A 14,649-nucleotide genomic window follows, 5' to 3' on the forward strand; every position below is an offset into this window, starting at 1 on the left:
AACCTGAACGGGGAGTTTTACAGCCGCGTAACGCGGTGTCAACCGTTGTCGATAACGTTTTCGACTCCCCTGTCATGGGGCGCTGGCAGCCCTCTATCATCGTCGGCGTGGCGTTTCCGCAGCGCGTCAAGATGTCGGACGTGGCCCGTACGGCCGGCGTCTCCGTCGCGACGGTTTCCAAGGTGGTCAATGGCAGGTACGGCGTGGCGCAGGCGACCGTGGAACGCGTCCAGCAGGTCATCCGCCAGCTCGGGTACGAAGCCAGCCTCGGTGCACAGAGCCTGCGCAGTCACCGCACCAACGTGCTGGGCATCCTGGTCGCCGAGTTCGAGCCGTTCTCGACCGAGCTGCTCAAGGGGGCGTCCCGGGAGGTCGCCGGCACCGGCTACCAACTGCTGGCCTACTCCGGCGGCGACGGCGACCACACGGCCATCGGCTGGGAGCGGCGGTCGCTGGCCCGGCTCTCCGGAACGCTCATCGACGGCGCCGTGATCGTCACCCCGACCGTGGTCGAGACCAACCAGGGCTTCCACGTCGTGGCCGTCGACCCGCACACCGGCCCCTCCGGCCTACCCACCGTCGACTCCGACAACTTCGCCGGCGCCGTACTCGCGACCAACTACCTGCTCTCGCTCGGTCACCGCCGGATCGGGCACATCAGCGGACGCTACGACCTCGAGTCCGCCCGGCTGCGCGAGGCCGGGTTCCGCAAGGCGATGGCCGACGCCGACGTCCCGGTCGACGAGCGGTTGGTGCGGGTCGGCGGATTCCGGATCGAGAGCGCCGCCGGTACGGCCGCGGAGCTGCTCGCCCTCCCCGACCGGCCGACCGCGGTCTTCGCCGGGAACGACCTCTCCGCGATCTCCACCCTCGACGTCGCCCAGAGCATGGGCCTGCGGGTGCCCGAGGACCTCTCGGTGATCGGGTTCGACAACGTACCGGAGTCGGCACTGGTCAACCCGCCGCTGACGACGATCATGCAACCGCTCCAGCGGATGGGCGCCGAGGCGTTGCGCCTGCTCATCGACCTGATCGGCGGCGTCGAACGCGACACGCACATCCGGCTACCCACCGAGCTGGTCGTGCGGGCGTCCTGTCGCCCCTACGCCGCCGACCGGCTGCCGCAGGTTCCGCTGCCCGCCAGCGTCACCCCGACCGCCGGCTGACCCCGGCGCGGGCGCACCTCAGCTCGCCGCCGGGTCAGCGCACCGGCGGGCGGTCCCAGCCGGGTGGCAGCTCCGGCGCGGTCCAGGCCGGGTCGGGGACGAAGTCGCACCAGGTGCCGTCGAACGGGAACTGCGCCGCCTCGGCAATCTTGATCACCCGCTCCCCCTCGGCCCGTACCGCCGCCGCGTCCGGCACCCAGTAGTGCTCCGGGAGGGCGAGCCGCTCGGCGAACTCCTCCTCGTCCTTCCACTCCCAGGTATGGTCCGGCCAGACCACCACGTCGAGGTCCTGGTCCACCATGTCGACCCCGGCCAGGTCGCCGTCGTCCCAGCGGACGCCGTGCTCCTCCAGGTTGACGTACCAGCTGGCGAAGCGGTCCGAGGCGTCCCGGAAGAACCAGACCGAGTGGTCCGCGCCGGCCGGCAGGAACTTCAGCACCGGCGGGCCGTTCCAGGTCCCGACGTGCAGCCGGTGGTCCGAGGTGACCCACTCGCGGAACGGCAGCGCCCGCATGCCCCGGCCGTCCGCGGTGACCTCGCTGGCCACCCGGGTGCCCCGGGCGACCCAGAGCAGCAGACCACGGTCGTCGTCGCCGACCACCCGGGCCGGACGGACCCAACCGATCCGGCCCCGCCGCACGTTGCGGTGCACGATGACGCGGCCCGGTGCGAAGCGCATCCTGATCCCGGTCCGGCCGGTCAGTAGGAGCGGGCGAGGATGGCGGTCAGCTCCGGCTCGTCCTCCGAGTCCGGCACCGAGCCGTCGGCCCGGCGCAGGCAGCGGACGGTCACACCCTGGGCGTTCGCCTCCGCCTCCCCCTGGGCACCGACGACCGACCACGGCACCCGGGCGAAGCCGGTGCCGGCCGCCTCGATCGCCTCGGCCAGCGAGTCCACCGAGACGGTGTGCGACTCGCGCCGGGCCAGCGCCTCGTCGTAGAGCGCCTTCTGGTCGGCGTCGAGCGCGGCGAGCACCCCCGCCACCACGTCCGGCACCGGAACCGGAGTCTTGGCACCGGTGGTCCGGCGGACCAGCACCGCGTTGCCGGCGGCCAGGTCGCGGGGACCGAGCTCGATGCGTACCGGATAGCCCTTGAGCTCGGCGTCGACGGCCCGGCGGCCGAACGGGGTGTCCACCCGGTCGTCGAGGGCCACCCGGACCCCGGCGTCGCGCAGCGCGTCGCAGAGCTTCGCGGCGGCCTCGGCGACGCCGTCGCCGGCCTTCACCACCATCACGTACGCCTGCACCGGCGCCAGCTTCGGCGGCACCCGCAGCCCGTTGTCGTCGCCGTGGCACATGATCAGCCCGCCGAGCATCCGGGTGGAGCTGCCCCAGGAGGTGGTCCAGGCGTGCTCGACGCTGCGCTCGGCCGAGGTGTAGGTGATGTCGAAGGCGCGGGCGAAATTCTGCCCCAGCTCGTGCGAGGTGCCCATCTGGAGCGCCTTGCCGTCGCCCATCATGCCTTCGAGGGTGTAGGTGCGGGTGGCACCGGCGAAGCGTTCCCGGGCGGTCTTCAGCCCGACCAGCACCGGGATGCCGAGCACCCCGACCATGAAGTCCTCGTAGACCTCGTGCAGGATCTTCCGGGCGTACGCCCGCGCGTCGGCCTCGTCGGCGTGCGCGGTGTGCCCCTCCTGCCAGAGGAACTCGCTGGTCCGCAGGAAGATCCGCGGCCGCAGCTCCCAGCGCACCACGTTGGCCCACTGGTTGAGCAGCAGCGGCAGGTCCCGGTAGGAGTCGACCCACTTCGCCATGAACTCGCCGATCACCGTCTCGCTGGTCGGCCGGACCACGACCGGCTCGGCGAGCTGCTTGCCGCCACCGTGGGTGACCACCGCCAGTTCGGGCGAGAAGCCCTCGACGTGCTGTGCCTCGCGGCGCAGGTAGCTCTCCGGGATGAAGAGCGGGAAGTACGCGTTCTCGGCGCCGGCCAGCTTGATCCGGGCGTCCATCTCGGCCTGCATGCGCTCCCAGATGGCGTAGCCGGCCGGTCGGATGACCATGGTCCCCCGCACCGGCCCGTTGTCGGCGAGCTGCGCCTTGGCGATCAGGTCCTGGTACCAGCGGGGAAAGTCCTCCGCACGGGGAGTGAGCACGCGTGCCATGAGGGCACATCCTATGCGCCGACACCGGAGCCGACGCGCCCGGCCCTGCGAAGGAAGGGCCCCGCGTTATCGCTTTCTGTCGTAGCAGGGCCCCCGCCTAACACCTTCCGGGGCGGCGCGGCCGGTACGGGCCGGATCAGCGCACCACCCGGCCGCGCAGCACGATGCGCTCCGGTGCGCGTACGACCCGCAGGTCGGTCCGGGGGTCGGTGGGGTACACCACCAGGTCGGCGAGGCCCCCCTCGACCAGGCCGGGGAAGCCGAGCCAGTCCCGGGCCCGCCAGGAGGCGGCGGCGAGCACGTCGACGCTGGACATGCCGGCCCGCTCGTGCAGCAGCAGCATCTCCTCGGCGGCCAGCCCGTGGTCGATCCCGCCGCCCGCGTCGGTGCCGACGTAGATCGGCACCCCGGCCTCGTACGCCGCGCCGACCACGGTGGGAAAGTTGTCGCGGAGCGCGAGCATGTGCTTGGCGTACCCGGGGAACTTCGCGGCGGCCCGCTCGGCGATCTCGCCGAAGGTGGCAATGTTGATCATCGTCGGCACCAGGGCCGTGCCGCGCCGGGCCATCTCGTCCACGAGGTCGAGGCTGACCCCGGTGCCGTGCTCGACCGAGTCGACCCCGGCCCGGACCATCACCTCGACCGCCGACTCCGAGAAGGTGTGCACCGCGGCCCGCGCTCCGGCCGCGTGCGCGGCGGCCACCGCCGCGGCCACGGTCTGCGGATCCCAGGACGGCGCCAGGTCGCCGACGTTCCGGTCGATCCAGTCGCCGACCAGCTTGACCCAGCCGTTGCCGGCCCGGGCCTGCTCGGCCACTGCCGCCGGCACGTCGGCGGCCTCGACCTCCACCGCGATGCCCCGCAGGTACCGCTTCGGCGGCGCGACGTGCCGCCCGGCGCGGGCCAGTCGGGGCAGGTCCGGCTCGTCCTCCAACTCCGGGTACGGGAACGGCGAGCCGGCGTCCCGGATCGCCAGTACCCCGGCGTCCCGGTCGATCCGGGCCAGCTCGCGAGCCTGGTCGAGCGAGGTGATCGGCACCGCGCCGGGTGCGATGCCCGGGTGACAGTGCGCGTCGACCAGACCGGGCAGCACGAAGCCGCGATCGGCCACCGTCACCGCGTCCGGCACCGGGGTGAAGGTGACCCGGTCACCGACCAGCCACAGGTCGCGGACCTCGTCGTCCGGGAGCACGACCCCTCGTACGTGCAGCGCCATGCGCACATTCCTACCTGATGCGGCCCCGGTGCACCGCCGCGCCCCGGCGTGCCCCGCCGACGAGGTCGTCGGTGTGCACGGCCGGCTCGTACTCGCCGGACGGCCCGAGCACGAACTCGGTGAGCGTCATCCGCCCGGGCAGCGGGTCGACCACCCGGTAGGTCGGCACCTGCCGACGTCGCCGTCACCCTTTGCGGTCAGGCTATGGCCCGCTGTGCCTGGCGACGAATATCCCGTCCGTCCCCGGTCACTTCTCGTTCGGGCGCTTGCCGAGCTTGTTGAAGTCGATCTTCGGCAGCTTGAAGCCGGGCGGCAGGCCCTGACCGCCCTGCAACGCGTTCGGGTCCAGCCCCGGCGGCAACTGCGGCATGCCGCCCGGGAAGCCGCCGGCCGGGCCGCCGACCCGGGGCCGGCCGCCGCCCTTGGTGCCCTTGCGCTTGTTCTTCGGCGACTTGGTCGCCTTGCGCCGGCCGCCGGGCAGGCCCATCATGCCGCCCATCTGCTTCATCATCTTCTGCGCCTCGGAGAAGCGGTTGAGCAGCTGGTTCACGTCCATCACGGTGACGCCGGAACCGTTCGCGATCCGGGCCCGCCGCGAGCCGTTGATGATCTTCGGGTTGGTCCGCTCGCCGGGGGTCATCGACCGGATGATCGCGGTGACCTTGTCGAAGTGCTTGTCGTCGACCTCGGCCAGCTGGTCCTTCATCTGCCCCATCCCGGGCATCATGGCCAGGACGTTGGCGATCGGTCCCATCCGGCGTACCGCGATGAGCTGGTCGAGGAAGTCCTCCAGGGTGAACTGCTCGCCGCCCATCAGCTTGGCGGTCATCTTCTCTTTCTGATCGGCGTCGAAGGCCTGCTCGGCCTGCTCGATCAGCGTGAGCACGTCACCCATGCCGAGGATCCGGCTCGCCATCCGGTCCGGGTGGAAGACGTCGAAGTCGGTCAGCTTCTCGCCGGTGGAGGCGAAGAGGATCGGCTGACCGGTGACCTGCCGTACGGAGAGCGCGGCACCGCCGCGCGCGTCACCGTCGAGCTTGGAGAGGACCACGCCGGTGATCCCGACGCCGTCCCGGAACGCCTCGGCGGTGCGTACCGCGTCCTGACCGACCATCGCGTCGATCACGAAGATGACCTCGTCCGGGTCGACCGCGTCCCGGATCGCGGCGGCCTGCGCCATCATCTCGGCGTCGATACCGAGCCGGCCGGCGGTGTCGACGATGACGATGTCCCGGGCGGCCCGCCGGGCGTGCTCGAGCGACGCCTTGGCGACCTGGACCGGGTCGCCGACCCCGTTGCCGGGCTCCGGCGCGAAGACCTCGACCCCGGCCCTGCCGCCGAGCACCTGCAACTGGTTGACCGCGTTGGGCCGCTGGAGGTCGGCGGCGACCAGCAGCGGCTGGTGCCCCTGCCCCTTCAGCCAGCCGGCCAGCTTGCCGGCCAGGGTCGTCTTACCGGAGCCCTGGAGACCGGCCAGCATGATCACTGTCGGGGGCTGCTTGGCGAACTGCAACCGGCGGCCCTCGCCGCCGAGCACCGCGACGAGTTCCTCGTGGACGATCTTGATTACCTGCTGGGCCGGGTTGAGCGCCTGGGAGACCTCGGCGCCCCGGGCCCGCTCCTTCATGCTGGCGATGAAGGACTTGACCACGGGCAGGGCGACGTCCGCCTCCAGCAGCGCCAGCCGGATCTCCCGGGCGGTGGCGTCGATGTCGGCGTCGGTGAGACGACCCTTGCCACGCAGCTTGGTGAAGATCCCGGACAGGCGGTCACTCAAAGTGTCAAACACGGCGCAGCATCCCGTTTGTCGTATTTACCCGAGCATGGCATGGCCGAGGCACGGGTGCCCGGCCACCGCAAGGGTAGCCGCCCGCATCTCCCGCCGCCTCGACCCCGCCCGAGCCGGGCCAGGGCGGGCCGAACCGGGCCGGCCGGGCCGAGCCGGGCGCTGAACGCACCGGCGGGGCAGCTCGACAGTCTCGCCGGGCCAAGCACCCGCCCGGCCGCCGGGCCACACGCTCCGGCGGTCAGGGCTCGACCAGGCCGGACTGGTAGGCGTACACCACCAACTGGGCCCGGTCCCGGGCGCCGAGCTTGACCATGGCCCGGCTGACGTGGGTACGCGCGGTCGCCGGACTGACCAGCAGCCGGCTGCCGATCTCGTCGTTGCTCAACCCCTCGCCGACCAGCCCGACCACCTGCCGCTCCCGCTCGGTCAGCATGTCCAGCCGGGGATGCGGCCGGAGCACCCGGGACGGCCGGGTGGCGAACTCCCGGACCACCCGCCGGGTCACCGACGGGGAGAGCAGCGCCTCGCCGCTGGCGACCAGCCGGATCGCCCGGAGCAGCTCGACCGGTTTGGTGTCCTTGGTCAGGAAGCCGCTGGCACCGTGCCGGAGCGCCTCGAAGACGTACGAGTCGAGTTCGAAGGTGGTCAGCACCACCACCCGGGTACCGGCCAGCTCCGGGTCGGCGACGATCCGCCGGGTCGCCTCGATGCCGTCGATCCCGGGCATCCGGACGTCCATCAGCACCACGTCGGGACGCTCCCGCCGGGCCACCGCCAGCGCGTCCAACCCGTCGGCCGCCTCGCCGACCACCCGCAGGTCGGACTCGCTCTCCACCAGGGCGCGCAGCCCCAGCCGGACCAGGTCCTGGTCGTCCGCGATCAGTACCCCGATCGGCGCGCTCCGCCCGGTCATCCCGCCCTCCTCGGTCATCCCCGCTCCCCCGTCAGTCCCGCGCCCGCGCGGGCAGCCGGGCGAAGACCCGGAACCCGCCGCCGGGACGCGGTCCGACCTCCAGCACCCCGCCGAGCGCGTCGATCCGCTCCCGCATCCCGGTCAACCCGTGCCCGTCACCCGGACCGGCCGCCCCCGAACCGCCGTGCCCGGTGTCGACCACCTCCACCGTCACCTCGTCCGGCAGGTACCCGACCCGGACCGTCGCGGCGGCGGTGCCGGCGTGCCGCAACACGTTGGTCAGCGACTCCTGCACCACCCGGTACGCGGCCAGGTCGACCGCCACCGGCAGCGGCCGGCGGTCGCCGTCGCACTCCAGGGTGACCGTCAGCCCGGTCTGGCGCAGCCGGGCGGTCAACGCCGCCACCTGGTCCAGTCCGGGCACCGGAGCGCGGTCGACGGCGGCGTCCCGGCGGACCACCGAGAGGGTGACCCGGAGCTCGTCCAGCGCCTCCCGGCTGGTCCGGCTGATCGCGGTCAGCGCCGTCTCCGCCTGCTCCGGGCGCTTCGCCAACAGGTGCAGGGCGATCTCGGCCTGCATGTTGATCGCGGCCAACCCGTGCCCGACCACGTCGTGCACCTCCTGGGCGATCCGCAGCCGCTCGTCGTCGGCGAGCCGGCGGGCCTGCTCGATCCGGTCCCGGGCGGCGGCCTCCCGGTTGTTGCGCACGGTGACCCCGACCGCGAACGGTACGACGATCCACGCCGCGCCCGGCAGCAGACCGGGCAGCCCCACCGGTTCGTGCAGGGAGACGAAGACGTGCACCAGCATCGCCGCCAGGGCCGGGACGCAGCCCAGCACCGCCCGGCGGATCGGCAGGTGGCGGGCGACCGTGTAGACCGCGACGAAGAACGAGACCAGGATCGGCCCGTACGGATAGCCGGCCACCAGGTACGCCGAGGCGGCCACGGTGCCGAACGCCAGCGTGACCAGCGGCCAGCGGCGGCGTACCACCAGCGCCAGCGCCGCCACCGTGACCAGCAGGTCGGCCGTACCGTCGATCGGTGCGGCGTCCGGGAAGTTCTGCGCCGCGCCGCGGGTGCCGACATAACCGAAGAGCAGCAGCACCAGCGCGAGCGCGGCGTCGGCCAGCAGGCTGCGCCACCGCCCGTCAGCCCGGCGCAGCCCGCCGTCCGCCTCCCGTTCCCGCGTCGCCATCCGTGCCGAGGATGTCATGCCGGTACCCCTGTCTGGCGGCCGTGCACCCGTCGACGCGCCCGTCGAATGCTCAGAGGATGTCCCGGCGGTGCAGGTACGCCCCGGCCAGCAGGACGAAGCCGAGCAGGTACCCGGCGAGCACGACCGCCGCCTGGCCACCGCCGACGACGGCGGCGACGCCCGGCTTCTCCGGGCCGGCACCGAGCGCCGCCGCCAACGCCCCCGCGTTCGGGCCGGGCAGCCCCTTCTGGAGTTCCGCCACCCAGGCCAGGATCGGCGCGGCGACGGCCGCCAGCAGGTTCTGCACGGCGAGCAGCCAGACCAGGCCGAGACCGATCGGCAGCGCCACCCCGCGCAACAGCACCGCCAGCATCACGCCGAAGCCGGCCCAGACCATGCTGATCAGCCAGCCGGCGCCGATCCCGAGCGCGAGGTCACCGACCGCCGGCCAGTGCACCGGCTGCGCCTGCGCCACCGCGATCAGCAGGCTGGTCAGCGCGCCGACCGCGAAGAGGGTCAGCACCAGCACCAGGGTGGCGGCGGCCAGCACCAGCAGCTTGCCCAGATAGACCGACAGCCGGGACGGCCCCTGGATGAGCAGCGTCTTCCAGGTCCCCCAGGCGTACTCGCTGCCGACGGTGAGCACCGCCAGGATCAGACAGATCGCGCCGAGGAAGACCGGCAGTCCGCCGATCGAGTTGCCGACCAGTTGGGCCGGCAGCAGCGCGTCCAGCGCCCGGTCGCTCCGCACCCCGGCGGAACCGTCGGCGTAGGCGGCGTACGGGACGAGATAGGTGAAGACCAGGCTGAGTACGACCGCGACGGCGAGCAGCAGCCAGGTCCCCGGTCGGCGGAGCATCTTGGTCGCCTCCGCCGCACAGCTAGCCCACATGGTCCGCCCCTCCGGTCAGCTCGAAGAACACCTGCTCCAGGTCACGTTCCAGCGGCCGCAGTTCGCGTACCGCCACTCCGGCGCCGACCAGCTCGGTGTTGAGCCAGGCGGCCCGGTCCGGGTCGACCGACAGGTCCAGCCCACCGTCGACCACCCGCACCCGGTCGGGGCCGAGCAGGGCGCGTACCCGCTCCTCGGCGCCGCCCAGCGGCTCGGCCAGGACCCGCAGGCCGGCCGTACCGCGCAGCTGCGCGACCGTGCTCTCGGCGACCAGCCGGCCCCGGGACACCACCCCGACCCGGTCGCAGACCTGCTGCACCTCGCCGAGCAGGTGACTGGAGAGCAGCACGGTGCAGCCGGCCGCCGCCAGCCGGCGGATCAGTGCCCGCATGTCCGCCATCCCGGCCGGGTCGAGCCCGTTCGTCGGCTCGTCCAGGATCAGCAGCCGGGGATCCTTCAGCAGCGCGGCGGCGACACCGAGCCGCTGCTTCATCCCGAGCGAGTAGCTGGCGTACCGGTCGCCGGCCCGGTCGGCCAGGTCGACCAGTTCCAGCACGGTCCGGATCCGGACCGGCGGGGTGCCGGTGAGCCTGGCCAGCACCCGCAGGTTGTCCCGGCCGGAGAGGTGGGGGTAGCAGGCCGGCCCCTCGATCAGGGCACCGACCCGGGCGAGTTGACCGGGGGCGCCGGGCGGCCGGCCGAACAGCCGGACCGTGCCGGCGGTGGGCCGGACGAGGCCGAGCAGCATCCGCAGGGTACTGGTCTTGCCGGCGCCGTTCGGGCCGAGGAACCCGTACACCTCGCCGGTCCGTACGGTGAGGTCGAGCGCGTCGACGGCGACGAGGTCGCCGTACCGCTTGGTCAGGCCGCTGGTCTGCACCGGATGCGGCGGCCCGGCCGGGCTGGGTGGCGTTTCCGTCATGCTCCGACGATCCCGCCCGGTGGGTTCGGCGGCGTCGCCCGGCGGGCGGCCTTCCGGCTACGTCCGCTGACGTAGTCGGCGGCGCCGGTTCAGCCGGCGGCGGCGAGCACCGCGGCCTCGACCCGGTCCCGCTCGGCCTGGTCGGGCCAGCTCCCTACCAGGTAGAAGGCGTCGACGACGTCGCCGCCGAGGGTGGAGATCCGGGCCGCCCGCACCTGGGCGCCGGCCTCGTCGAGCGCACTGCTGACCCGGTAGAGCAGCCCGCCGGCGTCCGCGGCCCGCAACTCCAGCACCACGGCGTCGGTGGCGGCGGCCCGGTGCCAGACCACCCGGGGTGGCGACCCGCCGCCCCGGGCCGCCAGGGCGCGCCCGCGCAGCCGCTGGGTCACCGAGACGTCGCCGGTGACCGCCCGGCGCAGGTCGGCGGCGAGCGCGACCGGGTCCGGCGGGGTGCCGTAGCGCGGCTGGACCAGGAACTCGACCAGGGCGGTCTCGCCGACCATGCTGGCGTCGGCGGCGAGCACCTCCAGCCGGTGCAGGGCCAGGCAGCCGGCGACCGCGGTGAGCAGGCCCCGCCGGTCCGCCGCGGCCACCGCCACCCGGTCCCCCTCCAGGTGTACGGCCGGCAGCGGCCCCGCCACCAGCGCCGGGTCCGGGGTCGGCGGCTCGGGAAGCCGGCCGGTGTCGAGCCTGGTGTGCACCCGGCGGACCAGTTCGGCGATCAGCCGGGCCTTCCAGTCCGACCAGGCGGCCGGCCCGGTGGCGTGTGCGTCGGCCCGGGCCAGCGCGTGCAGCAGGCTCAGCGTGCCGGTGTCCCGCACCGCCTCGGCCACGCCTGCGATGGTGACCGGATCGGCGAGGTCCCGCCGGGTCGCCACCTCGGGCAGCAGCAGGTGCAGCCGGACGAGCCGCTCGATCAGGTCGACCTCGGCCGGCGGCAGTCCGATCCGGGCGGCGATCCGGGCCGCGATCGGCGCCCCGACGAGGCTGTGGTCACCGCCCAGCCCTTTGCCGACGTCGTGCAGGAAGGCGGCGAGCAGCAGCAGGTCGGGCCGGCCCACCTCGCGGGCGTAGCCGGTCGCCTCGGCGGCGGCCTGCACGAGGTGCCGGTCGAGCGTGTAGCGGTGTACCGGGTTGTGCTGCGGCAGGCTGCGCATCCGGGGCCACTCCGGCAGCCAGCCGTCGACCAGGCCGTACCGGTCACAGGTCTCCCAGGTGCCGACCAGTCCGGGGCCGGCGCCGAGCAGGGTGATCAGTGCCGTCCGGGCGGCCGGCGGCCAGGGCGTCGGCAGCGGCGGGCAGTACGCGGCGAGCCATTCGCAGGTGGCCCGGGCGATCGGCAGTCGGGCGCTGGCCGCGGCGGCGGCCACCCGCAGCGACAGGCTCGGGTCGGGGCGGGCCCCGATGGCGGTCCGGGCGAGGACCAGTTCGCCGTCCTGTTCCACCACGTCCCGGGCGACCGGGCGGCGCAGCGGCCGGCCGTCGGCGCCCCGGCGCCGCCCGGAGCGGAGCCGGTCGGCGGCCCGCCAGGCGTCGTCCAGGGCGTGGCTGATGGTACGGGCGTCCCCGGCGACCTGGCGCAGCAGCGCGTCGCCCGGCTCGGCGGCGCCGTCGGCCGGTCCGTCGGCGTCCGGCGGAAGCTGTCGAGGGGTGGGGCCGACGCTGCCGCGCCGGAGTTGACGGAGCCCGAGCAGGCCGGCCACGGCGGCCCGTTCCTGGGCGAGCAGCCGGTCGACGCGGCGGCCGACCGAGGTGTGCAGGGCGTCCCGGGTGTCCAGCATCCGCAGGTGCGCGGCCCGGACCGCCGGGCGGAGCGTGTCGCTGATCCCGGCGAAGGCGATGGCCCGGAGCAGCGCGACGTCCCGCAGGCCGCCGGCCGCCTCCTTCAGGTCGCCCTCCAGCAGGAACGCCAGCTCGCCGTGCGCCTGCCAGCGGGTCGCGGTGACCTCGCGCAGCGCCGGCAGTGCGCGTACGGCGGTCCGCCGCCACTGGTCGGCGGCGGCCTCGACCAGCCGGGCGGAGAGTGCCCGCTCCCCGGCCACGTGCCGGGCGTCGAGCAGGCCGAGCGCGACCTTGACGTCGTCGTGTGCGACGGAGAGCGCCTCGGGGATGGTCCGTACCGAGTGGTCGAGGCCGAGCCGGGCGTCCCAGATCGGATACCAGAGCGCGGCGGCCAACTCGTCCATCCCGGGCACCCCGGAGTGCAGCAGGACCAGGTCCAGGTCGCCGCAGGGTGCGCACTGCCGGCGGCCGAGTCCACCGACCGCGACCAGGGCGACCCCCTCGACGGAGGTCGGGTCCGCGCCGCCCCGGCCGGCGCTCTCCCGTAGCCCGGCGGCGAGCAGCCCGGTCAGCCAGGTGTCCAGCGCCGCCGCCCCCGGCTCGCGGGCGGCGGCGCCGATGCCGGGGGCGCCCCCGGGGCCCGGGGCGGCCGGGCCCGGGGGGGTCGGCGCGGGGGCCCGGGGCCACACCCCCGGCGCCTAGAGCGCGTCGAGGCCGCGCTCGCCGGTACGGACCCGGATGACGTCCTCGACGCCGGTCACCCAGACCTTCCCGTCACCGATCTTGCCGGTCCGGGCGGCGGTGACCACCGCGTCGACCACCTTGTCGACGTCGATCTCGTCGGTCAGCACCTCGACCCTGATCTTGGGCAGGAACTCGACGGTGTACTCGGCACCCCGGTACACCTCCGTGTGGCCCTTCTGCCGTCCGTACCCCTGGACCTCGCTGACGGTCAGGCCGGCCACGCCCAGGGCGTGCAGCGCCTCCTTCACCGCGTCCAGCTGGTACGGCTTGATGACCGCGGTCACCAGCTTCATATCCAACCCCTCCATCGCAGAAACGTTAGCCGGCGACCTTCTCGCTGACCGGGGCGGCGGGCTCGGCCGCCGGGGTGCTGCTGTTCGGCGTGCCGATTCCGGCCATGGCGAACGCGCTGCCGCTGCCACTGCCGGAAGCCGTGGAGAGGTCGTACCCGCTCTCCGCGTGCTCCGCGATGTCGATGCTGCCGACCTCGGCCTCCTGGGAGATCCGGAAGCCGATGGTCTTCTGGATCACGAAGGCCAGCAGCGCGGCGACGGCGAAGGACCAGACGGTGACGATCAGGCCGGCCAGCGCCTGTCGGCCGAGCTGGGTCACCCCGCCGCCGTAGAAGAGGCCGTCGGAGGCACCCACCACGTCGGTGATCGCCCCGTTGACGCTGTTGGTGGCGAAGAGGCCGAGCCAGAGCGAGCCGATCCAGCCGCCGACGAAGTGCACCCCGACCACGTCGAGCGAGTCGTCGTAGCCGAGCTTGTACTTCAGGCTGACCGCGAGCGCGCAGACCGCACCGGCGACCAGGCCGAGCAGCACCGCCGCCCAGGGCGCGACGAAGCCACAGGCCGGGGTGATCGCCACCAGGCCGGCGATGGCGCCGGAGGAGGCACCGACCAGGGTCGGCTTGCCGCCCTTGATCCACTCGACGATGATCCAGCCGAGTACGGCGGCGGCGGTGGCGAGCTGGGTGTTGATGAAGGCCAGGCCGGCGACGGAGTCGACGGTCAGCTCCGAGCCGGCGTTGAAGCCGAACCAGCCGAACCAGAGCAGGCCGGCGCCGAGGGCCACCAGCGGGATGTTGTGCGGCTTCATGACCTCCCGGGGCCAGCCGAGCCGCTTGCCGAGCACCAGCACCAGACCGAGCGCGGCGGCACCGGCGTTGATGTGCACCGCCGTACCGCCGGCGAAGTCGAGCGCGTGGATGTCGGCGCCGATGAACCCGCCGCCCCAGACCCAGTGCGCGACCGGGAAGTAGACCAGGGTCGCCCAGCCGAACGCGAAGAGCAGCCAGCCGGCGAACCTGGCCCGGTCGGAGATGGCGCCGCTGATCAGCGCGACGGTGATCACCGCGAAGACCATCTGGAACGCCATGAAGACGTAGAGCGGGACGCCGATGCCGCTGGGGTTCTCGGCCGTCGCACCCCACAGGTCCGTCTCGGCCAGGAAGGTCTTGGTGCCGAAATACTGCGCCGGGTCGCCCCAGAAGCCGTTCACGTCCGTCCCGAACGCCACGCTGAAACCGTAGAACCACCACAGAACAGAGATGAGCCCGATCGCGGAGAAGCTCATCATCATCATGTTGAGCACGCCCTTGGACCGGTTCAGGCCGCCGTAGAACAGCGCCAGACCGGGCGTCATGAGCAACACGAGCGCCGTCGACACCAGCAGCCACACGGTGTTGCCGGAGTCGATCGTCGGTGCTTCAGGCACGCTGGCCTCCTAAAGTTGGTTACCCTCCTTCCCGGCCCACGAAAGGCAGCATCGCCCGTACGCCGGTTGCGCGGAAGCTTCCTGGCTGGAGGTTTCACGCGTGGTGCCCGCCCGGTTTCCACGGCGTCACGGGTTGTTTCCAACGTGTGAAGAAGCTCGCACTATCGATGGAACGGACAGGGGCATATCAGCCGAATAGCCC

The 14,649-nt window shown here is 73.3% G+C and carries 13 protein-coding genes; 1 reads left to right on the forward strand and 12 read right to left on the reverse strand.

The window, feature by feature from the left end:
• Positions 1-107 precede the first annotated feature (107 nt).
• Entirely contained in the window at positions 108-1,166 is a 1,059-nt protein-coding gene (locus V1634_RS08110; RefSeq protein WP_331207123.1) for a LacI family DNA-binding transcriptional regulator, read from the forward strand.
• Positions 1,167-1,200: 34 nt separating this feature from the next.
• Here the strand turns inward: V1634_RS08110 and V1634_RS08115 are convergent, their stop codons facing one another.
• The 12 genes from V1634_RS08115 to V1634_RS08170 all read right to left on the reverse strand — a co-directional run bounded on the left by V1634_RS08115 (position 1,201) and on the right by V1634_RS08170 (position 14,447).
• A complete protein-coding gene (locus V1634_RS08115) occupies positions 1,201-1,845 on the reverse strand; it encodes a DUF402 domain-containing protein (RefSeq protein ID WP_331207124.1) in 645 nt (214 codons plus the stop codon).
• Positions 1,846-1,865: 20 nt separating this feature from the next.
• Positions 1,866-3,272, reverse strand: coding sequence for a proline--tRNA ligase (gene proS / locus V1634_RS08120; RefSeq protein WP_331207125.1), 1,407 nt, complete (start codon positions 3,270-3,272; stop codon positions 1,866-1,868).
• A 136-nt stretch (positions 3,273-3,408) separates the two neighbouring features.
• Complete coding sequence (locus V1634_RS08125; RefSeq protein ID WP_331207126.1) at positions 3,409-4,488, reverse strand: amidohydrolase family protein; 1,080 nt, start codon at positions 4,486-4,488, stop codon at positions 3,409-3,411.
• Between the two features lie 10 nt (positions 4,489-4,498).
• A complete protein-coding gene (locus tag V1634_RS08130; RefSeq protein ID WP_331207127.1) occupies positions 4,499-4,657 on the reverse strand; it encodes a hypothetical protein in 159 nt (52 codons plus the stop codon).
• A 78-nt stretch (positions 4,658-4,735) separates the two neighbouring features.
• The gene (gene ffh, locus V1634_RS08135) at positions 4,736-6,277 is read right to left on the reverse strand and encodes a signal recognition particle protein (RefSeq protein WP_331207128.1); all 1,542 of its coding nucleotides are present in this window, start codon (positions 6,275-6,277) and stop codon (positions 4,736-4,738) included.
• 238 nt (positions 6,278-6,515) lie between these two features.
• Positions 6,516-7,208: a response regulator transcription factor gene (locus V1634_RS08140; protein ID WP_331207129.1), complete on the reverse strand. Its 693-nt coding sequence runs from the start codon at positions 7,206-7,208 to the stop codon at positions 6,516-6,518.
• Between the two features lie 13 nt (positions 7,209-7,221).
• The gene (locus V1634_RS08145) at positions 7,222-8,388 is read right to left on the reverse strand and encodes a sensor histidine kinase (protein ID WP_331207130.1); all 1,167 of its coding nucleotides are present in this window, start codon (positions 8,386-8,388) and stop codon (positions 7,222-7,224) included.
• 70 nt (positions 8,389-8,458) lie between these two features.
• Entirely contained in the window at positions 8,459-9,280 is an 822-nt protein-coding gene (locus V1634_RS08150; protein ID WP_331207131.1) for an ABC transporter permease, read from the reverse strand.
• Positions 9,270-10,202, reverse strand: a complete 933-nt coding sequence (locus V1634_RS08155) for an ABC transporter ATP-binding protein (protein WP_331207132.1) — start codon at positions 10,200-10,202, stop codon at positions 9,270-9,272. Before V1634_RS08155 ends, V1634_RS08150 begins: the two co-directional genes overlap by 11 nt.
• Positions 10,203-10,291: 89 nt before the next feature.
• Positions 10,292-12,673: a [protein-PII] uridylyltransferase gene (locus tag V1634_RS08160; protein ID WP_331207133.1), complete on the reverse strand. Its 2,382-nt coding sequence runs from the start codon at positions 12,671-12,673 to the stop codon at positions 10,292-10,294.
• A gap of 9 nt (positions 12,674-12,682) precedes the next feature.
• The gene (locus V1634_RS08165) at positions 12,683-13,021 is read right to left on the reverse strand and encodes a P-II family nitrogen regulator (RefSeq protein ID WP_196205300.1); all 339 of its coding nucleotides are present in this window, start codon (positions 13,019-13,021) and stop codon (positions 12,683-12,685) included.
• Between the two features lie 25 nt (positions 13,022-13,046).
• The gene (locus V1634_RS08170; protein WP_331207134.1) at positions 13,047-14,447 is read right to left on the reverse strand and encodes an ammonium transporter; all 1,401 of its coding nucleotides are present in this window, start codon (positions 14,445-14,447) and stop codon (positions 13,047-13,049) included.
• Between the last annotated feature and the right edge of the window lie 202 nt (positions 14,448-14,649).

The sequence above is a fragment of the Plantactinospora veratri genome (assembly GCF_036421995.1).
GTDB classification, from domain to species: Bacteria; Actinomycetota; Actinomycetes; order Mycobacteriales; family Micromonosporaceae; genus Plantactinospora; species Plantactinospora veratri.